Below are 23,313 nucleotides of genomic sequence, written 5' to 3' on the forward strand. Positions count from 1 at the left end.
GACTACGCCGACGGCGGGGCGGTGCTCTTTCTGACGACGAGGCTTGTCGCGAGCTCCATGCGCGTCACCGAGGGCTCCCCTGCACGCAGGCGGAGCAGCATCTGTACCGCTTCCTCGCCCATCTCGCGCAGCGGCTGGTGGATCGTGGTGAGCGGGGGGCTCGACCAACGCGCGATCATCACGTCGTCGTACCCGACGACGGACAGGTCCTCGGGCACGCGCAGCCCGCACACCCGGGCCGCCTCCATGACGCCGAGCGCCTGCAGGTCACTTCCGGCGAAGATGGCCGTGGGCCGGTCCGGCCTCTGCAGCAGCTCCATCGCCCGCGCGTATCCCCCTTCGACGTGGAAGTCGCCGAACCGGACGAGGGAGGCGTCGTGCTCCAGGCCGGCCATGTTCAGGGCGGACCGGTAGCCGTCGAGCCGGGCCAGGGAACACAGCATGTCCTCGGGGCCGGTGACGATGCCGATGCGGCGGTGACCGAGGTCGATCAGGTGACGGGTCGCGGCGACGCCGCCGGACCAGTTCGCGGAGCCGACGGACGGCACGTCCGGTTCGGGGTCGCCCGCCGGGTCGACGATCACGAAGGGGATCGACCGCGCGTCGAGCTGGCGCTTGACGGCGTCGGGGAGGGAGGAGAACACCAGGACCACGCCGATCGGCCGGCGTTGCAGCACTCCTTCGATCCAGTCCGGCGCAGGTGCATGCCGGGTGCCGCTCTCGGTGAGCACCACACTCGCCTGGTGGGCCTTGGCGAGGTTCTCCACCCCTCGGATCAGCTCCATCGACCACACGCTGTCGAGCTCGTGGAAGACGAGTTCGATGAGGGGCGCCTCCCGGGCGACGCGGGTGGTCCGGCGGTACGAGTGCGCCTCGAGAAGCCGCTCCACCTTGCCACGCGTGGCCGGTGACACGTCCTGCCGGCCGTTGAGAACTTTCGAAACTGTCGAAAGCGATACACCGGCCTGCTGCGCCACTTCCGCCAGCCTGATTCGCCTGTTCTCCTCGCCGTCTCGCATCTGAGCAGCATAAAGCACAGCTCTGCGCGTCGACATAGTCACGCTTTGATAACTCTCCGCCGGAGGGTTGACCCCTTCGTCGCAGCCGCCTTAGCGTCCGGCAGCGTGAAGTTTCGAACTTCACAGCGAAACTCTTTCGAAAGGGTGAGGCGATGAAGCGGCACATACGGCTCTTGAGAACCGCTGTGGTCGGCGGGGCGTCACTGGCCATGACCCTGTCCCTGGCGGCCTGCGGCGGCTCGGGGGACTCCGCCGACGGCGACTCGGACAAGATCCATGTCCTGGTGTACGGCGATGCCGCCAACAAGGTGGAGAAGCAGCTGGTCGACACCTTCAACAAGACCTCGAAGGTCAAGGCGGTCCTCGACACCATCCCCGGTGCCGACTACCAGTCCAAGCTGCAGACGATCATCAGCGGCAAGCAGGCGCCGGACGTGTTCTTCAACTGGGGCGGGGGCAGCATCAAGCCCTACGTCGACGCCGGCCTGCTCATGCCGCTCGACGACTTCATCGCCAAGGACCCGGGCCTGAAGTCCAACTTCCTGCCGTCGGTCTTCAACACCGCGGTCGTCGACGGCAAGCCCTACGGCATACCCATGCGCGGCACCCAGCCCGTCCTTCTGTTCAACAACAAGAAGGTGCTGACGGAGGCCGGTGTCAACGCCCCGCGCACCTGGGACGAGCTCCTGGCCGCCGTCAAGGCGCTCAAGGCCAAGGGCGTCACCCCCATCGCGCTCGGCGGCGGCGACAAGTGGCCCACCCAGATGTGGTTCCAGTACATCTACGACCGGGTGGCCGGCCCCGACCTCTTCCAGAAGGCCGTGGCCGGAGACAAGAGCGTCTGGGCGAGTCCCGACAGCAAGAGGGCCCTCGGCATGCTCAAGGAGCTGATCGACGCCGGCGCCTTCGGCACCAACTACGACTCGGTCAAGTTCACCGACGGCGGCTCCCCCGCCCTGCTGGCCACCGGAAAGGCCGCCTTCGAACTCATGGGCTCCTGGGAGTACTCCACCCTCCAGGACGCCTACCCGGACTTCGTGAAGAACGACCTCGGCTACGGCGCCTTCCCGACCGTCGAGGGCGGCAAGGGCGACCCGGCCAACCTGGCCGGCAACACCAACAACTTCTACTCGGTCCTGAAGAACACCGAGCATCCCGAGGCCGTGGCCGAGTTCCTGAAGCTCATGTACTCGGACGAGTTCGTCAAGAGCCAGCTCGGCATCGGCAACCTGCCCACCACCACCAACACCCCCCAGTTCCTGGACGGCTCCGCCAGCCCGGCCTACTCGAAGTACCAGTACGACCTGGTGAAGAAGGCCCCGGCCTTCCAGCTCTCCTGGGACCAGGCCTACCCGCCCGCCGCCACCACCACCATCCACCAGGCCGTCCAGCAGTTCTTCAACGGACAGATGAGCCCCGACGCCTTCGTCGCCGCCATGCAGAGCCTGCCCGCGGCCTGACCCCCGGAACGCCTGACATGACCACTGCCACAGCCCCCGCCGCGGAGAGCGCCGAGAAGGCCGGCCGCCCCGCGCGGCCCAGCCGCCCCGCGACCGGTGTGGGCCGCCCGGGATTCGCCTGGGCGGCGCCCGCCGCCGTCTTCTTCGGCCTGTTCGCCATCGTGCCGCTCTTCCTGGTCGTCGTACTGTCCTTCACCCGCTGGAACGGCCTCGGCTCCCCGGAGTTCGCGGGCCTGGACAACTGGACCCGACTGCTCGACGACCCCGTGATGATGAAGAGCCTCTGGCTGAGCCTGCTGCTGACCGTCCTCGGCGTCGTCGTCCAGACACCGATCAGCATCCTGCTCGGCGTCTGGGCCGCCGGCCCGCAGCGCAACCGGGCCGTCCTCTCCGCCATCTACTTCGTCCCGCTCCTGCTCTCCATCACCGCCGTCTCCGTCCTGTGGCGCGCCGTGCTCGACCCCAACTTCGGTGTCCCCGCTCAGGCGAAGTGGCTCTTCGGCGACGGCAACCTCTTCGGCATGCAGGCCGGCGCCGTCGGAGTCCTCGTCTTCGTCAGCACCTGGCAGTTCACACCCCTGCACACCCTGATCTACCAGGGCGCCGCGCGGGCCATCCCCCACGTCCTCTACCAGGCCGCCCAGATCGACGGCGCGGGCACGGTCCGCCAGTTCTTCCACATCACGCTGCCGCAGCTGCGCAACTCCATCGTGACCTCGATGATCCTGATGGTGGTCGGCGGACTCACGACCTTTGACACCGTCCTGATCCTCACCCAGGGCGGACCCGGCACCGACACCACGAACAGCGCCTACTACATGTACCAGAAGGCCTTCAAGAGCTTCGACTTCGGAGCGGCCTCCGCGATCGCGCTGCTCCTCGTCCTCGTCGCCACCCTCGTCTCCCTGGTCATGGTGCGCCTGACCGGCTACGACAAGATGCGCAGCACCATGGAGGGCGTGTGATGAGGGCCCGCCCCAACTACCTGGCCGGTTTCGGCTCGCTGATCTGGCTGTTCGTGGTCGGCCTGCCGCTGTACGTCATGCTGGTCGCCACCTTCCAGTCCCGTACGGACTACGCGGCGAACGGCCCCCTCGCCCTCCCCGAACACTTCACCCTCGACAACTACGTCAACGACCTCGGCGACGGCTTCGCTCAGTACTTCCTCAACACGCTGATCGTCACGGTCTGCGTGGTCGGCATCGTCCTGCTCCTCGTGCCGCCCCTGGCATACGCCATCGTCCGAAGCGACGGCAAGGCCACCAGCCGGATCTTCCGCCTCTTCCTGCTCGGCCTGGCCATCCCGTCCCAGGCCGTGATCGTCCCGATCTTCTACCTCATCAACGAGGCAGGGCTCTACGACAACCTCCTCGGCGTCATCCTGCCGACCGCCGCCTTCGCCATGCCCGTCTGCGCCCTGATCCTCTCCGGCGTCATGCGGGACATCACGCCCGAGCTGTACGAGGCCATGACCGTCGACGGGGCCACGCCCTGGAGGATCTTCGTCCAGCTGGTGCTGCCCCTGTCGAAGAGCGGTCTGTCCACGATCGTCGTGTTCTCCTCGCTCCAGGCCTGGAACGGCTTCCTGTTCCCCCTCGTCCTCACCCAGTCCTCGGAGAACAAGGTCATCACGATGGGCCTGTACGACTTCCAGACGGAACACGGCGTCGACATCCCCGGTCTCCTCGCGGCCGTCGTCCTCTCCATGCTCCCCATCCTGCTCGTCTATCTGTTCGCCCGTCGTGCCCTGGTCCAGGGTCTGATGGGAGTCGGAGGAAAGTGACCGACGACGTGGCCACACAGCCTCAAGCCCCGCACCCCACCTGGCGCGACCCCGCACTGAGCGCGGAAGCCCGAGTCGACGCACTGATCCGCGAGATGACCCTGAAGGAGAAGACCGCCCAGCTGTACGGCGTGTGGGTCGGCGCCTCCGACGAAGGCGCCGAAGTCGCGCCGCACCAGCACGACATGGAGGAGCCGGTCGACCTCGACGACCTGCTGCCCGACGGTCTCGGCCAGCTCACCCGTCCCTTCGGAACCGTCCCCGTCGACCCCGCCCTCGGCGCCCTTTCGCTGATGCGGACGCAGCAACGGATCACCGCCGCCAACCGCTTCGGCATCCCGGCCGTCGCGCACGAGGAATGCCTCGCCGGCTTCGCGGCCTGGGGCGCCACCGCCTATCCCGTCCCGCTCTCGTGGGGAGCCACCTTCGACCCGGAGCTCGTACGGGAGATGGCCGCGGCCATCGGCCACGACATGCGCGCGGTCGGCGTGCACCAGGGGCTCGCCCCCGTCCTCGACGTCGTCCGCGACGCGCGCTGGGGACGCGTCGAGGAGACCATCGGCGAGGACCCGTACCTCGTCGGGACGATCGCCACCGCCTACGTCCAAGGGCTGCAGTCCGCCGGGATCGTCGCCACGCTCAAGCACTTCGCCGGCTACTCCGCCTCCCGGGCGGGCCGCAACCTCGCCCCGGTCGGCATGGGCTCCAGGGAACTGGCCGACGTGATCCTGCCGCCGTTCGAGATGGCGGTCCGGGAGAGCGGCGTCCGGTCGGTGATGCATGCCTACACGGACACCGACGGCATTCCCTCGGCCGCCGACGAGCAGCTCCTCACCGGACTCCTGAGGGACACCTGGGGCTTCACCGGAACCGTAGTGGCCGACTACTTCGGCATCGCGTTCCTGAAGACCCTGCACGGCGTCGCCGGCACGTTCGGCGACGCGGCCGGTACCGCCCTCACCGCAGGCGTCGACGTGGAGCTCCCCACGGTCAAGGCCTTCGGAGCGCCCCTCCTGGACATGGTCCGGCAAGAGAACGTCTCCGAGGCGCTCGTGGATCGGGCCGTACGGCGAGTCCTCCTCCAGAAGGTCCGGCTCGGGCTCCTCGACCCCGAATGGAGCCCGGTACCCCCGGCACTGCGCGGGGTCGACACCACAGCCGCCCCCGACTCCCTCCGGGGCACTGTCGACCTGGACACGGCCGCCAACCGCGGGCTGGCCGGCCGCATCGCCGAACGGGCCGTCGTGCTGCTCCGCAACGACGGCACCCTGCCGCTCGACCCGCGCACCCCCCGCCGGATCGCCCTGATCGGCCCCAATGCCGAGGCTCCCACGGCCGTCCTCGGCTGCTACTCCTTCCCCGTCCACGTCGGCGGACAGCACCCCGACGCCCCTCTCGGCATCGACCTGCCCACCCTGCACGAGGCCCTCGTCGAGGAGTTCCCCACCGCCGATGTCCTCGTGGCGCACGGAACCGGCATCGACGACGCCGGGACCGAGGGCTTCGCCGAGGCGCTCGCACTCGCCCGCCGCGCCGACGTCGTCGTGGCGGCTCTCGGTGACCGCGCCGGGCTCTTCGGGCGGGGCACCAGCGGCGAGGGCTGCGACGCCGAGTCCCTCGTCCTTCCCGGAGTGCAACAGCAGCTGCTCGACGCCCTCCTCGACACCGGAACACCGGTCGTGACGACCCTGCTGACCGGCCGGCCCTACGCCCTGGGCCGTGCGGCCGACGAGTCCGCCGCCGTCCTGCAGTCGTTCTTCCCCGGCGAGGCCGGAACAGCCGCCATCGCCTCCGTCCTCAGCGGACGGACGAACCCGAGCGGCCGACTGCCCGTCAGCGTGCCCCGCCACCCCGGCGCCCAGCCGTCGACCTACCTGGCCTCCCGCCTCGGCCACACCAGCGAGGTCTCCAGCATCGACCCGAGTCCGGCCTTCGGCTTCGGACACGGCCTCACCTACACCACCTTCCACTGGAGCGACCTGGCCGTGGAGGACACCGAGATCCCCACGGACGGCGAAGTGCGGCTCGCTTTCACCGTGGCGAACACCGGCGACCGCGCCGGCACCGAACTCGTACAGCTCTATCTGCACGACCCGGTGGCGTCCGTGGTCCAGCCCGTACAGAGACTCATCGGGTACCTACGCATCGGCCTCGCCCCCGGCGAGAGGAGGCGGATCCGCTCGGTCGTCCCCGCGGACCTCGCGTCGTTCACCGGCAGGACGGGGACGCGCACCGTCGAACCGGGAGAGCTCGAACTGAGGCTCAGCGCCTCCAGCACGGATACGCGGCTGACCGCCCGGGTGACCCTGTCCGGTCCGGTGCGTCAGGTGGACCATCACCGGCGCCTGCATGCCGACTTCGAGGCCCTCCCGCACGCCGTCCAGTGATTCCGCCAGGGACGGGTGGTACCCGGCCGGCCCCGCCGCCCTTTCGGGCAGCGGGGCCGGCCTCATGCGTGCGGTCGGGGCGTGCAGCACGTCACGGTGTCCATGGTCCGGCAGGGAGGCGAAACTTTCGAAACCCGCCCGGAGCTCAGAGAGCCGGCACCGAGTTGGCGCCGATGGCCCCGGCGTACCAGCGGGCACTCGCCTTCGGAGTGCGCAGCTGGGTGGCGTAGTCGACGTGGACGGCTCCGAAGCGCTTCTCGTATCCGTAGGCCCACTCGAAGTTGTCGAGCAGGGACCAGAGGAAGTAGCCGCGTACGTCGGCACCGTCGGCGATGGCCTGGTGGACGGCGGCGAGGTGCCGGTGGAGGTAGTCGATCCGGTCGTGGTCATGGACCTCCCCGTCTGCCGTGGGGCGGTCGGGGAAGGCCGCGCCGTTCTCGGTGACCGCCAGGGCGAGGCCGGGGTGGGCACGGGACGTGTCCATGAGGAGGTCGTACAGGCCGGTGGGGTCGATGCTCCAGCCCATGTCGGTGGTGTCGCCGGGCGGGAGGTGGAAGTTGACGTCCTCGGAGCCGGGCCACGGGGAGTGGTCGCTCTCGCCGTGGGCGTGGTTGACCGCGGCGCCTCCGGGGCTTGGAGCGGAGACGACGGCGGGAGTGTAGTAGTTGATGCCGAGGAGGTCGATGGGGGTGGCGATGGCGGCCTCGTCGCCCGGCCTGACGAGGGTGTTCCAGTCGACGATGTGGGCGGTGTCGGCGAGGAGGTCGGCCGGATAGAAGCCGGAGAGCATCGGCCCGGTGAAGATGCGGTTGCCCACGGCATCGATGCGGCGGGCGGCGTCGAGGTCGGCGGGGTCGGTGGTGAGCGGGCGGACCTGATGCAGGTTGAGAGAGACCGCGAGCTGGGCTTGGGCAGGCAGGGTCGCCCGCAGGGCGGCGGCAGCACGGCCGTGGGCGAGGTTCAGGTGGTGGGCGGCGCGCAGCGCGTGGGCGGGGTCGGTGCGGCCGGGGGCGTGGACGCCGGAGCCGTAGCCGAGGAAGGCCGAGCACCAGGGTTCGTTGAGGGTGGTCCACAGCGCGACCCGGTCGCCGAGGGCGTCTGCGGCCAGGGCCGCGTACTCGCCGAAGCGTTCGGCGGTCTCGCGTACCGTCCAGCCGCCTGTCTCCTCCAGTGCCTGCGGGAGGTCCCAGTGGTAGAGGGTGGCCACCGGCTGGATTCCGGCGTCGAGAAGTTCGTCGACGAGCCGGCGGTAGAAGTCGAGGCCGGCGGGGTTGGCGGGACCCCGGCCACCCGGCTGGATGCGGGGCCAGGACAAGGAGAAGCGGTAGGCCTGGAGGCCGAGGTGGGACATCAGGCTGACATCGGTGCGGTAGCGGTGGTAGTGGTCGCAGGCGATGTCGCCGGTGTCGCCGTTCGCGACCTTGCCGGGGGTGCGGGAGAACGTGTCCCAGATGGAGGGGGTGCGGCCGTCCTCGGCGGCGGCGCCCTCGATCTGATAGGCGGCGGTGGCCGCGCCCCACAGGAAGCCGGGCGGGAACTGCAGTCGGTCGACGGCTGCGGGGACGCGGGTGGTGACGGGGGTTGCGGGCATGGCGAAGCATTCCTTCGACGGGAGATGTGGGACTTAGAGAGAAGGAGGGGGTCAGCCCTTAATGGCGCCCTGGGTGATGCCGCCGACGATGTGACGGCCGAAGAGGGCGAAGACAAGGAGGAGGGGCAGGGTGCCCATGAGCGCTCCTGCGGTGATGACGGACCAGTCGGTGGACCACCCGGTGCCCAGTCCGGCAAGAGCGACCTGGACGGTGGGGTTGGTGGAGCCGTTCATGACGATGATCGGCCAGAGGAAGTCGTTCCAGGACTGGACGAAGGTGAGCATGCCCAGGACCGCCATCGCCGGGCGGGCGACGGGGAAGACGACATGCCAGATGACGCGCAGGGAGTTGGCGCCATCGACGCGGGCGGCTTCCAGGAGTTCGGTGGGCAGCGCCTGGGAGAGGAACTGGCGCATGAAGAAGACACCGAAGGCGGTGACGAGCACGGGCAGGATCAGCGCCCCGAGGTGATTGCCCAGCCCCAGGTTCTTGCTCAGGATGAAAAGGGGTACGACGCTGAGCTGCGCGGGCACGGCGAGGGTGGACAGCACGAGGCCGAGCAGGACCTTCTTCCCCCGGAAGCGGAGTTTGGCGAAGGCGAAACCCGCGAGGACGGAGAAGGTCACCGTGCTGACGGTGACGGCTCCGGCGACGAGCGTGGAGTTGAGCAGGGCGACGCCCATGCCGCGCCCGCCGGCGTTGTGCCATACGTAGGCGAGGTTGTCGAAGAGGTTTCCGCCGGGCAGCATCGGCGGCGGGCTGGAGACGACGGCGTGGCTGTCGGTGGAGGCCGCTACCAGCGTCCAGTACAGCGGGAACAGCGAGGCCAGGGCCGCGAGGACCAGCACGATGTGGGCGAGCCTCCCGGCCCGGTGCTGGCCGCCGGCCCTGCCGGCGCGGGCGGACGGTCGTGCCGCCGCGTGGTGACGGCGGTCGGGGACGAATGTGGTGGTGGTCATGTCGTTCTCCACGTCACTGGGAGGCGCGCAGGCGGCGGGTGATCAGCGCGTTGACGAGCCCGATGAGCAGCAGCAGGCCGAACATGACCCAGGCGACCGCGCTGGCGCGCCCGAGCATGCTGGAGTGGAAGCCCTGGTCGTACATGAGGATGCCGAGGGTCTCGTACTGGTGGTCGGTGCCTCCCTGGTGGCCGCTCTGGCCGCCGAACAGGTAGGGCTCGCCGAAGAGCTGGGTGGCGCCGATGGTCGAGACGATCACCGTGAACAGGATCGTGGGGCGCAGGGCGGGGATCGTGACATGCAGGAACTGCTGCCAGCGGTTGGCGCCGTCCAGGGCGGCGGCCTCGTACAGGTCGCGCGGCACGGCCTGCATGGCCGCGAGGTAGATGAGGGCGTTGTAGCCGGTCCAGCGCCAGGTGACGATCACGGAGATCGCGAACTGCGAACTCCAGCGGCCGGCCTCCCAGTGCACGGGCCCGGCGCCGAACAGACCGAGGAGCCAGTTGGCCATGCCGCCCTCAGGGCTGAAGATCAGGGCGAAGACGAGGGTGGCGGCGGCGACGGACGTCGCGTACGGGGCGAGGAGCGCCGTCCGCAGGAATCCGCGGGCGCGGAGCCGGTAGTTGAGCAGGTGGGCGAGGCCCAGCGCCATCAGCAGCTGGGGGACGGTGGACAGCACGCCGAGGGTGAAGGTGTTGAGGAGCGCGTTCCAGAAGTAGTGGCTGACCTGGCCGGTGAACAGGTCCGTGTAGTTGCGCAGGCCGACCCATTCGGCGCGGTCGACGTTGTAGAGGCTCACCCGGTGGAAGGAGAGCCATCCGGTGTAGAGCAGCGGGAAGAGGCCGAAGGCGGCGAAGACGAGGAAGAAGGGCGCGATGAGGGCGTACGGCGTGCCTTTGGTGTCCCAGCGGTGCAGGCGGCTGCGCCAGGCCGAGGGTCCGGCGGGGCGGGCCGGGGGCGGCTGGGTGTCTTGCCGGCCTGCGGGGCCGTTGCGGCTGGGTGCGGTCGTGGAGGCCACGGGGGTTCCTTCGGTGGTCACGGCCGGTCGCGTCGGTACGGGGAAGGGGCGGCCGGCCCCCCAGTGACCGGCCGCCCCCTCCCCCGCGGCGACGGCCGGGGAGGGGCGGGAAGGGTTACTGGATGGTGCTGTCGATCTGGCGGACGGTGGCGTTCCAGGCCTCTTCCGGGTTCTTGCCGTTCTGCTCCATGAGCAGGACACCGGTGCCGAACGCCCCGGTCAGGTCACCCGCGCGGGGGCCTGTCTCGGCGGGCTTGATGGCCTGGGCGGCGGTGGAGAAGATCTGGCCGGTGGCGGCGTCGGGGCCGATGTAGGCGTTCTTGTAGTCGACGACGCCGGGCAGGTCGTAGGCGGCCTGGTTGGCGGGGATGGTGCCGACCTTCTGGAAGACCTTCGCCTGCTGCTCGGGCGCGGTGAGCCAGGCCACGAGCTTCTTTGCCTCGTCGACGTGCTTGCCGGAGGCGGGCACGGCCAGGAAGGAGCCGCCCCAGTTGCCGGCGGCCGGGGGCTGGGCGATGTTCCACTTGCCCTTGTTGGCGGGGCCGGAGAACTGCTGGATGTTGGCCTGCTGCCAGGAGGGGCAGACGGTGGTGGCGAAGGTGGATTTGGAGAACGCGGTCTGCCAGGGGGTGTCGAACATCTTCAGGCCCTGGCTGGTCTTGCCCTGAACGGCCTTGACGGCCAGGTCCCAGGCGGTCTTCACACTGGCCGAGTCCTTGTAGGCGAGCTTGCCGTCCTTGTAGTACTGGACGGGGCTGCTGGAGACGACGGCGTTGAACAGTCCGCTGGCACTGTCCATGAAGAAGGTGCCCTGGGGCGCCTTGGCCTGGTACCGCTTGCCCGCCTCGACGAACTTCGCCCAGTCACCCGACCACAGCTTGCCGACCGAGGCGGGGTCGGAGGGCAGGCCCGCGGCCTTGAACAGGTCCTGGCGGTAGCAGATGGCCATCGGGCCGACGTCGGTGCCAAGGCCGATCGTTCTGCCGTCGGCGGTGGTGGCCTGGTCCCAATTCCAGGGCAGGTAGTCCTTCTTGTCGACGCCGGGGGCGTCGGACAGGTCGGCGAAAGCGTCGGCGAGGTCCTCGGAGGTGGCTAGCGATATGCGGCCGACTTCGAGGGCCTGGACGTCGTCGAGGCCGCCGCCGGAAAGCCGGGTCTGCAGGGCGGTCCAGTAGTTGCCCTCGACGGTCGTCGGGTTCTCCTTGATGGTGATCCCGGGGTGCTGCTTCATGTACTCGTCGTACAGACCGGCTTCCTTGTACCCGAAGGTCCCGAAGGTGCCGACGGTCAGGGTGATCTTCCCGTCGGCGGAGACGGAGCCGTCGCCGGAAGACGAGCAGCCGGTGAGGGCGAGCGCGAAGGCCACGGCCGCGGAAACGAGGGCGGCGGAGCGGGTGCGGACGCGCGGCACGGACGAGCGGGACATGGCATCTCCTCGATGCGTCAAGGGGGTTGAGGGGTACGCCGGGCAGAGCCTCGCCTCGTCGGCGATCGGCGCAGGGGGTTGGCCTTCGAAGGCCGGGGCCAGAACACATCCTGGGAGCTTGCTTCCGGACTGGGAGCGCTCCCAAAAGGTGGCATCGAAACCCTGCCGTCCCCTTGACGGCCTGTCAAGGTGGTCGGCCGGGGGCGGCTGGGCACTGCTCACGGGTGAGCACGGGGGTGAACGCAGGGGTGAGTGCGGGGTTGAGCACGGGAGTGAACGCAGGGGTGAGCGCGGGGTTGAGCTCAAGGTTGAGCACGGCGGCGATCGCGAGGGCGACCGCCGGGCGTCTCGTCAGGCGCTGGCGCGGGTGACCAGGCGCGTGGGCAGCATCAGCGGGGTGGGGTCCTGTCCGTTGATGAGCGCGACGAGCATGCGCGCCATCTCCCGTCCGAGACCCTCTATGGGCTGGTGAACCGTGGTCAGCGGCGGATCGGCCATCCGGGCCACGGCGAGGTCGTCGAAGCCGACCACGGCGACGTCACCGGGGACTTGCCGACCGGCCTCGCGCAGCGTGCGCAGCGCGCCGACTCCCATGTTGTCGCTGGCGGCGAACACCCCGTCCAGGTCGGGGTGGTTCACCAGCAGGACGGCCATGGCATCGGCTCCACTGGACTCGGTGAAGTCGCCGACCTCCGGCGGGTACGGTTCGAGGCCCGCCGCCAGCATGGCATCCCGGTAGCCGCGGTACCGGGCGCGCCCGACCTCGGTGTCCAGGCGTCCGCAGATGGTGGCCACGCGGGTCCGGCCGGCCGAGATCAGGTGCTCGGTCGCCGCGCGCGCTCCGCCGATGTTGTCGACGTCCACGTACCACCGGGGGTTTAAACCGACCGGGCGCCCGCCGAACACGACGGGCATCTCCGCCTCCTGGGCCATGCGGGCCAGCGGATCGTCCTCGCGCAGCGCCATCAGCATCACGCCGTCGGCCCCCTTGGACCGCAGAAGCTGCTCCACTCGTCTGCGACCCCGGTCGGAGGCGGCAAGGCACAGCATCAGGTGCAGATCGGCGTCTTCCAGCGCGGCCGATGCCCCCACGATCACCTGGGCGAAGAACGGATCCGCGAAGATCGACGGATCCTCTCCCGAGACGACCAGGGCCGCCGCGCCCGTCTGACGAGTCGCCAGCGCACGTGCCGTCGGATTCGGTACATAGTCGAGTTGATGGACGGCCCGTTCGACCGCCTCGCGTTTGGCGCGGCTGACGTGCGGGGCGTTGTTGAGCACACGGGAGGCCACCGACCGTGAGACACCGGCCAGTTCGGCCACCTCGTCGAGTGTCGACTGCCGGCGTGGGACACCTTCAGCCATGATCTGCCTTCCTGCCGTGCTCTGAACTGATGGAAGACTGGGAGCGCTTCCAGTTCCAGGACTGTAAAGCCTTCTTGCCGCCGTGTGAAGTGCGGGTTACATGACGGCTCTTGACAGTGCTTAACGGTGCGTCACACGATACGGCCACACCCCAGGCATGCAGAGCGTGCACTGGAATCGCTTCCAGTGGGAGCGCTTCCACGAATCCCCGTACGTCCGAGGTGTGCTGTTGTCCCCGCCGGTGCGCCACCGCCGCAAGGGGACGCCGTACCACCGCACTTCCTCAGTGCGTCGCCGGCTCGGGACGAGACTGCGCGACGCGTCCGCCGTCAGGAAACCGAGGTACAAGTCATGCGCCGCAGAGTCCGCGCCCTCGTGGCAGCCCTTTCCGCGCTGCCGTTGGCGCTCGCCTTCGCGCCGTCCGCCCACGCGGCGGACCCGACCACAATGACCAGCGGGTTCTACGTGGACCCGAACTCCAGCGCGAAGCAGTGGGTCGCCGCCAACCCCGGTGACGGCCGGGCGCCCGCGATCAACGCGTCCCTCGCCAACACCCCCATGGCCCGCTGGTTCGGCTCCTGGAGCGGCACCATCGGCACCGCCACCGGTGCGTATGTGGGGGCGGCGGACTCCTCGGACAAGCTGCCCGTGCTCGTCGCCTACAACATCTACAACCGCGACACGTGCGGCGGGCACTCCGGAGGCGGCGCCGCCTCCCCGTCCGCTTACGCGACCTGGATCGCGCAGTTCGCCGGCGGGATCGCCGGCCGCCCGGCCGCCGTCGTCCTCGAACCGGACTCCATCGCGGACTACGGCTGTCTGAGCCAGGCGCAGATCCGCGAACGCCAGGGCATGATCAGCGGAGCCCTCACCGAGTTCAACCGCCAGGCGCCCAACACCTGGGTCTACCTCGACGCCGGCAACCCCGGCTGGGTAAGCGCGGCGACGATGGCCCAGCGCCTCCACGAAGCCGGCCTCCGGCAGGCCCACGGCTTCTCCCTCAACATCTCCAACTACTACACGACCGCGCAGAACACCGCCTACGGCAACTCGGTGAACAGCGAACTGGCCGCCCGCTACGGCTACACCAAGCCGTTCGTCGTCGACACCAGCCGGAACGGCAACGGCTCCAACGGCGAGTGGTGCAACGCCGCGGGCCGCCGCATCGGCACCCCGACCCAGCTGGGAGGTGGCGCCGAGATGCTGCTGTGGATCAAGGCCCCGGGTGAGTCCGATGGCAACTGCGGCGTCGGGGCCGGCTCCTCGGCCGGTCAGTTCCTCCCCGAGGCCGCCTACAAGATGATCTACGGCTACTGACCTCAGACTCCTGTGGCCCGGACTTCGCCGCCCCGCGACCGGGCCACAGGCACCACCGCCCCGCCTCCCCCCATCCTTCGACCAGGAGTCCTCATGAAGCCACGTAGCCTACGGCGCCGCGCGACTGCCGCCCTCGCGGCGCTCGCGGCCTGCGCCGCCCTCACCGCGACGCAGGGGCAGGCGCAGGCCGCCCCCACCGGGGACGGGATCACCCCGACCACCCGGTTCTACGTGGACCCGCACAGCAAGGCCGCCAAGCAGGCTCTCGTCGACTTCAGGAGCGGCGACTTCGCGAACGCCGTGAACATGGCCAAGCTCGCGAGCTGGCCGCAGGCCGAGTGGTTCACCGAGGGCACGCCCGACGAAGTACGGGTCAAGGTGAGAACCCTCGTCCGCGAGGCCCGGGCGGTGAACCGGACCCCCGTCCTGGTCGCGTACAACGTGCCCGGCCGGGACTGCACCCAGTACTCCAGCGGCGGAGCCGCGTCCTCGGCCGCCTACCGGAAGTGGATCGACGCCTTCGCCGCCGGCATCGGCGACGGCAAGGCGGTCGTCGTGGTCGAGCCCGACGGCCTTGCCCTCCTCCCCAGGGACTGCGGGCCGACCGTGGACCCGACCGGCGAACTCACGGCGACCCGCATCGCCGATCTCGAATACGCGGTCAGGACCATCAAGTCCAAGGCCCGCACCGCGGTCTACCTGGACGCGGGCAACGTCCTGTGGCGGCCCGTCGGCGACATGGCGCGGCGGTTGCTGGACGCCGGCGTCCGTCACAGCGACGGCTTCGCCCTCAACGTGTCCAACACCCACCCCACCGACCACAACGCCAGGTACGGCACCTGGATAGCGAAGTGCATGTGGTTCGCCACCGAGGGACCCGAGGAGGCGCGCGGCCACACCGACTGGTGCGCCACGCAGTACTACTCGTCCGCCGCACCCAACGACGGCGCCCCGGGCAACGCGGTCGACTCCGCCGATCCCGCCACCTGGCGCTGGACCGACGCCTGGTTCGACCAGAGCGTGGGCACCCCTCCGAGCGACGCGCTGCAGCACTTCGTCATCGACACCAGCCGCAACGGTCTGGGCGCCTGGACCCCGGAGCCCGGCAAGTACAGCGGGGACCCGGAGATCTGGTGCAACGCGCCCGGTCGCGGCCTCGGTCCGCGCCCCACCGCCGACACCGGCGTCCCGCTCGTCGACGCCTACCTGTGGATCAAGATCCCCGGTGAGTCCGACGGCAGCTGCACACGCAACACCGGCGGCACGATCGACCCCGAGTACGGCATCGTCGACCCGCCCGCCGGCACCTGGTGGCCTGACCAGGCCCACACGCTCGCCCGCAACGCGTCACCGCGGCTGACGCTCAACCACTGAACTCGACCGGGGCTCCGCGCTGTACGGCGCGGAGCCCCGGCTTCGTACGGCTCAGGCCGCCCAGGGGAAGTAGGTCTCCTGAGTCCGAGCGGGTCGGTGTGCAGGACTCCGTCCGGGCCGCCGATCCGCCGCGGTGCTCATCCGCGGTCAGAGCTCCGGCGCGAGCCCGCGCTCGCGCAGCCAGGACAGCTGCACCGGCGGGTTGGAGCCGCCGCCGTGGTCGGCGAAGGGCCCGCACCATAGCGCGCCGAACGTTACGCCCAGCGACATCGCGCTCCGCGCATTGACCGGGCGGCCGACTTCTCGCCGCTCCGGTCGAGCCCGTTGACGGTGACGACGGGCGTCATTACGGTGCGCTCGAGATCTCCGGCCCATCGACCATGGTTCGACACGTCGTCAAGTGGGAGCGCTCCCACCTCTCCTTGGCGGCCATCCGCGACGACACACAGGAGCCGCTCATGCCCCGCACCACTCCGACGTTACGCCGCCCCATACGCCTCTCCACCGCACTGCTGGCAGGGACTCTCCTTCTCGGCGGTCTCACGACCGCACCGGCCGCCGCGGACGTCCTCGTCTCCGCGGCGGCGACCACGGCCGTACGCGTCAACCAGGTCGGCTACCTGCCGGACGGCCCCAAGCGCGCCACCGTCGTCACCACGGCGACGGGCGCGCTCACCTGGCAGCTGCGGAACGCGTCCGGGACCGTGGTCGCCTCCGGCTCGACCGTCCCGCGCGGCGCGGACACCCCCTCCGGGCAGTCCGTCCAGGTGGCTGACTTCTCCTCGTACCGGAGCACGGGTTCGGGATACGTCCTGGCGGTGGACGGCAACAGCAGCGCACCCTTCGACATCCGCGCGGACCTCTACGACACGCTGCGCTCCGACGCGATGGCGTTCTTCCACCACCAGCGCAGCGGCATCGCGATCGACGCCTCCCTGGTGGGCTCCGCCTACGCACGCCCGGCCGGACACCTTGGCGTCGCGCCCAACAAGGGCGACACCTCCGTCCCCTGCCAGGCCACCGTGTGCGACTACACCCAGGACGTCAGGGGCGGCTGGTACGACGCGGGCGACCACGGCAAGTACGTCGTGAACGGCGGCATTTCGACCTGGCTGGTCGTCGACTCCTTCGAGCGGGCCAAGCGAGCGGGCAAGGACGCGGCGCTGGGCGACTCGACCCTGCGCGTCCCCGAGCGCGGCAACGGCATACCCGACGTCCTCGACGAGGCCCGCTGGGAGCTCGACTTCCTGATGCGGATGCAGGTGCCCGAGGGCAAGCCGTACGCGGGCATGGCGTTCCACAAGATCCACGACGCGGCCTGGACCGGCATGCCGATGCGCCCCGACCAGGACGCCCAGCCCCGCGAGCTGCACCGCCCGTCCACGGCTGCGACCCTGAACCTCGCGGCGGCCGCCGCGCAGTGCGCCCGGGTCTTCCGTCCGTACGACGCCGCGTACGCCGACCGCTGCCTGTCCGCCGCCCGCCGGGCCTGGACGGCGGCGCAGACCAACCCGGCCTTGTACGCACCGGATTCGGACAGCACGGGCGGCGGTGCCTACGGGGACACGCGGGTCACCGACGAGTTCTACTGGGCGGCCGCAGAGCTGTACGCGACGACCGGCGAGAGCGTCTACCGGGACGCGGTCACCTCCTCGTCCTGGCACACCTCCGCCGACGCCTTCAGCCCGTACGGCTTCGGCTGGGCGGACACGGCCGCGCTCGGCCGAATCGTCCTCGCCACCGTCCCCAACGGGCTGCCCACGACGGACCTGGTCCGGGTCCGTTCCTCGGTGACCGCCGCCGCCGACGGCTATCTGTCCAGGATGGCCGCCCAGGGCTACGCGGTGCCCGTCCCGGCGGACGGGTACTTCTGGGGCTCGAACGGCGAGGTCGCCAACGACGCGGTCGTCATGGCCGTCGCCGGTGAGCTGACAGGCGACGGGCGCTACCGCGCCGGCGCGCTGGAGACCATGGACTACCTGCTCGGCCGCAACGCCCTCGGCCTGTCGTACGTGACCGGCCACGGCGAGACGTCATCCCAGAACCAGCACCACCGCTTCTGGGCCCACCAGTTGGACGCCGCGCTGCCCCATCCTCCGGCCGGCTCTCTCGCGGGCGGTCCCAACAGCGCGCTCCAGGACCCGATCGCGCAGGAGAAGCTGACCGGCTGCGCCCCCGCCGCCTGCTACATCGACCACATCGACTCGTACTCGACCAACGAAGTGGCCGTCAACTGGAACGCCCCGCTGGCCTGGCTCGCCGCTTACGCCGCCGAGCGGACCTCCACCGGCGGCGAACCGCCCACCGCAGCCTGCGCGGTGACGTACACGGTGAGCAACGTCTGGAACACCGGCTTCACCGCGACCGTCACCGTCAAGAACACCGGCCCGACGGCCGTCGACGGATGGCAGCTGGTCTGGTCCTACCCGGGCGGCCAGCGCGTCACCAGCGCCTGGAACGCGACCGTCACCCAGACCGGCACCGCCGTCAGCGCCCGCAACGCCGACTGGAACCGGGCCATCGCTGCGGGTGCGACCGCGAGCTTCGGAGTCCAGGGAACGTACAGCGGCACCAACCCCTCCCCCACGACCTTCGCACTCAACGGGAGTGCCTGCACCTGATCCACTGACGGCCAGGCCCGGGCGGACGACTCCGCCCGGGCCTGGCCGGCGCCGCACCACCGCCGAAACCCCCACCCCCCGGAGGCCCCCATGCGACGACTCCTCGCCGGTCTGACAGCGGCGGCAGTCGCTCTGACCGGGCTCACCGCGATGACGCCGACGGCAACCGCGACGACGGCCACCGAATCCGGCGCCTTCAGCGTGCTCACGTACAACGTGGCCGGGCTGCCCGAGAGCCTCTCCAGCGCCCCGACGCCGCGCGAGTCCAGCACGACGGAGATCGGCCGGCGGATCGCGCCGTACGACATCGTCCACGTCCAGGAGGATTTCAACTACCACGCCCGCCTGTACGCAGCCGACACCACCCATCCGTACCGCACCACCACCAGCGGTGGGGCGGGCATCGGCAGCGGCCTGAACACCCTGTCGAAGTCCCCATACGACGTGGATGACTTCGAGCGGGTCCGCTGGAACTCCTGCCAGTTCGACTCCGGCGACTGCCTCACCCCCAAGGGCTTCACCTTCGCCCGGCAGCGCCTCGCCGAGGGTGCGTACGTCGACTTCTACAACCTCCACACCAACGCGGGCACGAGCGCCGGGGACCTGGCGGCACGGGCCGACAACCTGGACCAGCTCGCCGCCTTCATCAGGACCCACTCGGCGGGCAACGCGGTCGTCGTCATGGGCGACACCAACACCCGCTACACCCGCACCGGCGACACCATCACCGAGTTCGCCACCGCCAACGGCCTCACCGACGCCTGGGTCGAGCTGATCCGCGGCGGCACCCCGCCCGCGAAGGGCAGCGACCCCCTGGTCTGCGACCAGTCCCAGCCGACCGTGCCCAACTCGTGCGAGGTCGTCGACAAAGTCCTCTACCGCGGCAGCAAGCTCGTCTCCCTGAACGCCACTTCCTACAACAACGAGCACGCCTCGTTCCTCACCGACGACGGACTCATGCTGTCCGACCACGACCCCATCACGGTGGACTTCTCCTGGTCGCGCAACCCGGCCTTCCAGCTGAGCGAGCAGTTCGGCGGACCGCACGGCGGCCCCTTCAACGACATCGAGCGCGTCCCCACCGGCGCCCGCGCCACCACCATCGCTCTGAGCGCCGGCTCCCGGATCGACCGACTGAGCATCATCCTGGACAACGGCACGACACTCGCCCACGGCGGCACCGGAGGCACGGCGACCGCCCTCACGCTCGGCAGCGAGGAGTACGTGACCACCGCGTACCTGTGCCGAGCCCAGAAGGACGGCCATACGCGGATCTTCCACGCCAGGTTCACCACGAACCTCGGCCGCACCCTGGCAGGCGGTACGACAACCCCCGACTGCGTTACCCATACCGCTCCCCCGGGCCGGCAGATCACCGGCTTCCACGGCCGCTCGGGCGACGAGATCGACAAGATCGGCTTCATCTACACCCAGCGTTGACACGGCCCGTAATTGGCCGTGGTCGTCCACTAAGGGGGCCTGCCGACCGCCGAGACCCACGCGAGGCGGAGGCTGACGCCCTTCGGTGTGCGGGCCCCGCGCGAGGAACATGCCGACGAGGCCCTCGTCCGGGCCCTCGTCGGTACGGGTGCCGAGCTGGTCGTCGTACCGGAGGGCGAGCTGAGACTGTACGAGTGCGCGGCCTCCCTGCTGCGGTACACCGACCCCGGGACCCCGTCCTGACGCCGGCGCGCTGCCCTTCCCGGATCGCGGGTCGTGCGTGCTCCCTCGGACGAGGTGGGCGCGCCCGTTCCACTCACCACCCAGCCCTCGCAGACCGCAGGAGGCCGATCGGGACTAACACCACCCGGCAGCGATGGGGGATGGAACCCCGGGGAGCCCTGCAAAACCCTGACGACCCGTCACCAAAGTCAGCATTGAGTCAGCAACCGTCCTGCCAGAGCTGACCACAGATGGTGATAGATGACGGCTCACCCCGCACCGCCAGGGCACCCTCGGGCAGGTTCTGGCAGATCCCGGCCCTACGAAATATCCGGAAGCGGTCACCAGCCCCCTCGCCCGGACCCTTCATACCGGAAGCCGCAGGTCAGCGCACCCGACCCCGCGGTTTCAGCGGCGTCGCGGGCAGCTCCGGGGCAGGAAGCGGGGCGCCGTCGTAGCCCTTCACCTCGCCGAACGTGGTGCCGTTCATCCACGCCTCGCGCGCCTCTTCGATGTCCTGTTGGGAACGGCCGATCCAGTTCCAGAACATGACGATCTCCTCCTCGAACGGCTCGCCGCCCAAGAGCATCAGGCCCGCGTCCGAGATCGCGCGCAGGGGGAGTTCCGTGCGGCCGCAGCCGAGGTAGAGCATCGAGCCCGGGAGGACCGGGACGCCGTCGACGTGGGCCTCGCCCGACATCGACAGGACCGCGTACTCGAAGTCCGGCTCCAACGGGAGGTTCGTTTCCGTGCCCGCCGCCAGGGCGAGGTCGGCGCCGATCAGGGGGCTGTACGTGGTGCCCGGGGACTCGGCGCCGTCCAGTTCGCCCATGATCACGGTGGCCGTGAGGCCGGGCGCGGTGACCTGCGGGAGGGTCGCGTGGTGCTGGAAGTGGGGCTCGACGTGGCGGTGGGCGTCCGGGAGCGCCACCCAGAGCTGTGCGCCGTGGAGGAAGCGGGCGTGGGGCTTGGGGCTCTCCTCGGAGTGGGAGATCGCCCGGCCCGAGGTCATCAGGCCCAGCTCGCGCGGGCGGATCGTCTCGAGGCTGCCCGTGCTGTCGCGGTGCAGGACCTCGCCCTCGTGGAGCCAGCTCACCGTCTGGAGCCCCATGTGCGGGTGCGGCGGGACCTGCATGCCGGGCTCGTCGGCGATGTCGTCGGGGCCGTAGTGGTCGACGAACGCCCAGGCGCCGACCATGCGGCGACCGAGGTTCGGGAGCAGGCGGCGGACCTCGGTCGACTCGCCGAGCTGGACGTGGCGGGGGCTGAGGAGTTCCCGGACCGGCTCGGCGACGACGAAGCCGCGACCGCCGCAGACGGTGAGGGCGGCCTGACGATCAAGATTGCTCATGACGCTCAACCTATTCCTGTCCGGGGACGACGGTGGCGTGTCTCCACGCGGAAATAGTAGTGGAATGTTCAATCATCCTGGCGTGTTGGACGGCAGTGCCACCCCTACCGGGTGGCAGGGTAGGGACGCCACGAGGGAGCGCGAGTGAACGACACGTACTACGAGTTCGGCACGGCCGGCGAGCGCTGGGACCGCGCCCAGCTGTTCTTCGAGGCGAAGGAGTACCTGACGGCCGCCCGCATCCTGCGCGGCCTGGTCGCCGAGCACCCCGAGCAGACCGCCCAGCGCCTGCTGCTCGCCCGCGCCTACTACCACTCCGCCCAGCTGTCCCGCGCCGAGACCGAGCTGCGCGCCGTGCTCGACCGGGATCCCGTGGAGCACTACGCCCGGCTGATGCTCGGCCGCACGCTGCAACGGCAGGGCCGGGCCGCCGAGGCCGCGCCGCATCTGCGGCTCGCAGCCGCGATGTCCGGTGAGTCGACGGACCGTACGGACTGAGCCGAGCCTGGAGGACGACTCCCTGCCGGGTGGCGGGCGACGCACGCGCGGTCCGCCCGGTAAGGTCGTCCCGGGAGGTTCGAGACGTGCGTACGGGACGAGTGGGACGCGGCAGCGTGGGAGTGGGCGGTGCCTTCGCGCACCTGCTGCTCGTCATGGTGCTCGCCCTCGGTGTCTTCGTGATGCACGCCGTCGGCCACCCGGAGAGCCCGTCGGACGCCGCGGCGGACGGCATGACGCATGCCTCCGCCTCCGCGCACCAGATGGCGGAGGACGAGGCGCCCGCCTCCTCCTCCCACGACTCCGGCATGGATATGGACATGACCACGCTCTGCGTGGCCGTCCTCGGTATCTGGGCGCTGGCCCGTTTCGTCCTGGCCGCGCTCGGACGCCGCCCCGAGTGGCTGGTCCGGCTGCTCGGCCGGCTCACGCGGGCGCTGCGGCCGAACGCCCCGCCGCCCATACCTCCCGACCTCGCTCAACTGTCCGTCCTGCGGATTTAGGCCGAACCGTCACAGCGGGCACCTTGTGCTGCCCGCAGAAGCGTTCGTTCAGCCCTTTTCCGCGCGTACGCGCTCGCGTACGCCGTACGACAGCACACGAGGTGTGACAGACATGCGTGGTTTCATCAACCCCACCCACAGGAAGCTCGCGGTGGCCGGCGCCACGGCCGTAGCCGCCCTTCTGCTCTCCGCCTGCGGCTCCGACAGCGACTCCACGAGCGGGATGGACCACGGCGGGAAGGCCACCGCCTCCGCCACCACCGCCCCCTCCTCATCCCCCTCGACCGCCGACGCCGCCGCCGGCCCGTTCAACGACGCGGACGTGGCGTTCGCCCAGGCGATGATCCCGCACCACGAGCAGGCTCTGGAGATGGCGAAGCTCGCCGACGGGCGGGCCGAGGACACGGGCGTCAAGAAGATCGTCGCCGACGTCGAGAAGGCGCAGGACCCCGAGATCCAGAAGATGAAGTCCTGGCTCAAGGGCTGGGGCAAGCCCGAGTCCGCCGACCCGAACGGGCAGAACGGCCACGCCGGCCATGGCGGCGGCGCGATGGCCGGGATGATGTCCGAGCAGGACATGAAGGACCTGGAGTCCCTCAAGGGCAAGGCCTTCGACCGGAAGTTCGCCGAGCTGATGATCGCCCACCACGAGGGCGCGGTCGAGATGGCGGAGACCGAGCAGAAGGACGGCCGCAACGAGACCGCGAAGAAGCTCGCGGACGACGTGGTGCGGACGCAGTCCGCCGAGATCGACGAGCTGCGGAAGATCCTCGACCGGATCTGAATGGATCCCAACGGTTCTCAACGGATCCGAGCATCACCGAACCATCCTGACCCCCTCTGAACGGGTCAGCTCGTAGCGGCGGGCCCCCCCTCCCCCGGGGGGGCGCCCCCCCCCCCCCCCCGGGGGGCCCCGGACGGCGGCCCCCCCCCCCCCCCCCACCCGCGCAGGGCCCCGACCCCGGAACCCGGGCCGGG

At 70.2% G+C, this 23,313-nt stretch carries 20 protein-coding genes; 12 read left to right on the plus strand and 8 right to left on the minus strand.

From position 1 onward, the window contains the following. Window positions 1-2: 2 nt before the first annotated feature. Window positions 3-1,019 carry a LacI family DNA-binding transcriptional regulator gene (locus ACFV9D_RS00585; protein ID WP_385138655.1) on the minus strand — a complete coding sequence of 339 codons (1,017 nt, stop codon included), beginning with the start codon at window positions 1,017-1,019 and terminating at the stop codon, window positions 3-5. Window positions 1,020-1,171: 152 nt separating this feature from the next. Between ACFV9D_RS00585 and ACFV9D_RS00590 the strand changes: the two genes are divergently transcribed. The 4 genes from ACFV9D_RS00590 (at window position 1,172) to ACFV9D_RS00605 (ending at window position 6,649) form a co-directional block, all read left to right on the plus strand. Further along, the gene (locus ACFV9D_RS00590; RefSeq protein ID WP_385138658.1) at window positions 1,172-2,479 is read left to right on the plus strand and encodes an ABC transporter substrate-binding protein; all 1,308 of its coding nucleotides are present in this window, start codon (window positions 1,172-1,174) and stop codon (window positions 2,477-2,479) included. A 17-nt stretch (window positions 2,480-2,496) separates the two neighbouring features. Continuing rightward, a complete protein-coding gene (locus ACFV9D_RS00595) occupies window positions 2,497-3,444 on the plus strand; it encodes a carbohydrate ABC transporter permease (RefSeq protein WP_385138661.1) in 948 nt (315 codons plus the stop codon). Continuing rightward, window positions 3,444-4,262, plus strand: coding sequence for a carbohydrate ABC transporter permease (locus tag ACFV9D_RS00600; RefSeq protein ID WP_385138664.1), 819 nt, complete (start codon window positions 3,444-3,446; stop codon window positions 4,260-4,262). Before ACFV9D_RS00595 ends, ACFV9D_RS00600 begins: the two co-directional genes overlap by 1 nt. A gap of 95 nt (window positions 4,263-4,357) precedes the next feature. After that, window positions 4,358-6,649 (plus strand): beta-glucosidase, encoded by a 2,292-nt coding sequence (locus tag ACFV9D_RS00605; protein ID WP_385139406.1) that lies wholly within the window; start codon window positions 4,358-4,360, stop codon window positions 6,647-6,649. 145 nt (window positions 6,650-6,794) lie between these two features. On the opposite strand, the gene ACFV9D_RS00610 is transcribed toward ACFV9D_RS00605, so the two are convergent. From ACFV9D_RS00610 to ACFV9D_RS00630, 5 genes are all read right to left on the minus strand, one after another. Beyond that, the gene (locus ACFV9D_RS00610) at window positions 6,795-8,240 is read right to left on the minus strand and encodes a GH1 family beta-glucosidase (RefSeq protein ID WP_385138667.1); all 1,446 of its coding nucleotides are present in this window, start codon (window positions 8,238-8,240) and stop codon (window positions 6,795-6,797) included. Between the two features lie 51 nt (window positions 8,241-8,291). After that, on the minus strand, window positions 8,292-9,200 hold the full coding sequence (locus tag ACFV9D_RS00615; protein WP_385138670.1) for a carbohydrate ABC transporter permease: 909 nt from the start codon (window positions 9,198-9,200) through the stop codon (window positions 8,292-8,294). A 13-nt stretch (window positions 9,201-9,213) separates the two neighbouring features. Next, window positions 9,214-10,218, minus strand: coding sequence for a carbohydrate ABC transporter permease (locus tag ACFV9D_RS00620; RefSeq protein ID WP_385138673.1), 1,005 nt, complete (start codon window positions 10,216-10,218; stop codon window positions 9,214-9,216). A 115-nt stretch (window positions 10,219-10,333) separates the two neighbouring features. Then, window positions 10,334-11,644 carry an extracellular solute-binding protein gene (locus tag ACFV9D_RS00625; RefSeq protein WP_385138676.1) on the minus strand — a complete coding sequence of 437 codons (1,311 nt, stop codon included), beginning with the start codon at window positions 11,642-11,644 and terminating at the stop codon, window positions 10,334-10,336. Window positions 11,645-11,995: 351 nt separating this feature from the next. Beyond that, the gene (locus ACFV9D_RS00630; protein ID WP_385138679.1) at window positions 11,996-13,009 is read right to left on the minus strand and encodes a LacI family DNA-binding transcriptional regulator; all 1,014 of its coding nucleotides are present in this window, start codon (window positions 13,007-13,009) and stop codon (window positions 11,996-11,998) included. A 351-nt stretch (window positions 13,010-13,360) separates the two neighbouring features. On the opposite strand from ACFV9D_RS00630, the gene ACFV9D_RS00635 reads away from it, so the two are divergent. Further along, a complete protein-coding gene (locus ACFV9D_RS00635) occupies window positions 13,361-14,326 on the plus strand; it encodes a glycoside hydrolase family 6 protein (protein ID WP_385138682.1) in 966 nt (321 codons plus the stop codon). A gap of 93 nt (window positions 14,327-14,419) precedes the next feature. After that, window positions 14,420-15,700, plus strand: a complete 1,281-nt coding sequence (locus tag ACFV9D_RS00640; protein ID WP_385138685.1) for a glycoside hydrolase family 6 protein — start codon at window positions 14,420-14,422, stop codon at window positions 15,698-15,700. A gap of 147 nt (window positions 15,701-15,847) precedes the next feature. On the opposite strand, the gene ACFV9D_RS00645 is transcribed toward ACFV9D_RS00640, so the two are convergent. Further along, entirely contained in the window at window positions 15,848-15,970 is a 123-nt protein-coding gene (locus tag ACFV9D_RS00645) for a hypothetical protein (RefSeq protein WP_385138688.1), read from the minus strand. Between the two features lie 188 nt (window positions 15,971-16,158). On the opposite strand from ACFV9D_RS00645, the gene ACFV9D_RS00650 reads away from it, so the two are divergent. The 3 genes from ACFV9D_RS00650 (at window position 16,159) to ACFV9D_RS00660 (ending at window position 20,004) form a co-directional block, all read left to right on the plus strand. Further along, the gene (locus ACFV9D_RS00650) at window positions 16,159-18,321 is read left to right on the plus strand and encodes a glycoside hydrolase family 9 protein (RefSeq protein WP_385138691.1); all 2,163 of its coding nucleotides are present in this window, start codon (window positions 16,159-16,161) and stop codon (window positions 18,319-18,321) included. 90 nt (window positions 18,322-18,411) lie between these two features. Then, complete coding sequence (locus ACFV9D_RS00655; protein WP_385138694.1) at window positions 18,412-19,761, plus strand: jacalin-like lectin; 1,350 nt, start codon at window positions 18,412-18,414, stop codon at window positions 19,759-19,761. Window positions 19,762-19,848: 87 nt separating this feature from the next. Next, on the plus strand, window positions 19,849-20,004 hold the full coding sequence (locus ACFV9D_RS00660; RefSeq protein ID WP_385138697.1) for a hypothetical protein: 156 nt from the start codon (window positions 19,849-19,851) through the stop codon (window positions 20,002-20,004). Between the two features lie 364 nt (window positions 20,005-20,368). On the opposite strand, the gene ACFV9D_RS00665 is transcribed toward ACFV9D_RS00660, so the two are convergent. Then, window positions 20,369-21,334 carry a pirin family protein gene (locus tag ACFV9D_RS00665; protein ID WP_385138700.1) on the minus strand — a complete coding sequence of 322 codons (966 nt, stop codon included), beginning with the start codon at window positions 21,332-21,334 and terminating at the stop codon, window positions 20,369-20,371. Between the two features lie 144 nt (window positions 21,335-21,478). Here ACFV9D_RS00665 and ACFV9D_RS00670 point away from each other — a divergent pair, with 144 nt between their 5' ends. From ACFV9D_RS00670 to ACFV9D_RS00680, 3 genes are all read left to right on the plus strand, one after another. Continuing rightward, a complete protein-coding gene (locus ACFV9D_RS00670; protein WP_385138703.1) occupies window positions 21,479-21,832 on the plus strand; it encodes a tetratricopeptide repeat protein in 354 nt (117 codons plus the stop codon). 86 nt (window positions 21,833-21,918) lie between these two features. Further along, on the plus strand, window positions 21,919-22,335 hold the full coding sequence (locus tag ACFV9D_RS00675) for a DUF6153 family protein (RefSeq protein WP_385138706.1): 417 nt from the start codon (window positions 21,919-21,921) through the stop codon (window positions 22,333-22,335). A 112-nt stretch (window positions 22,336-22,447) separates the two neighbouring features. After that, on the plus strand, window positions 22,448-23,119 hold the full coding sequence (locus ACFV9D_RS00680) for a DUF305 domain-containing protein (RefSeq protein WP_385138709.1): 672 nt from the start codon (window positions 22,448-22,450) through the stop codon (window positions 23,117-23,119). Window positions 23,120-23,313: the final 194 nt, after the last annotated feature.

The sequence above is a fragment of the Streptomyces sp. NPDC059875 genome, assembly GCF_042731085.1.
Classification (GTDB): Bacteria; Actinomycetota; Actinomycetes; order Streptomycetales; family Streptomycetaceae; genus Streptomyces.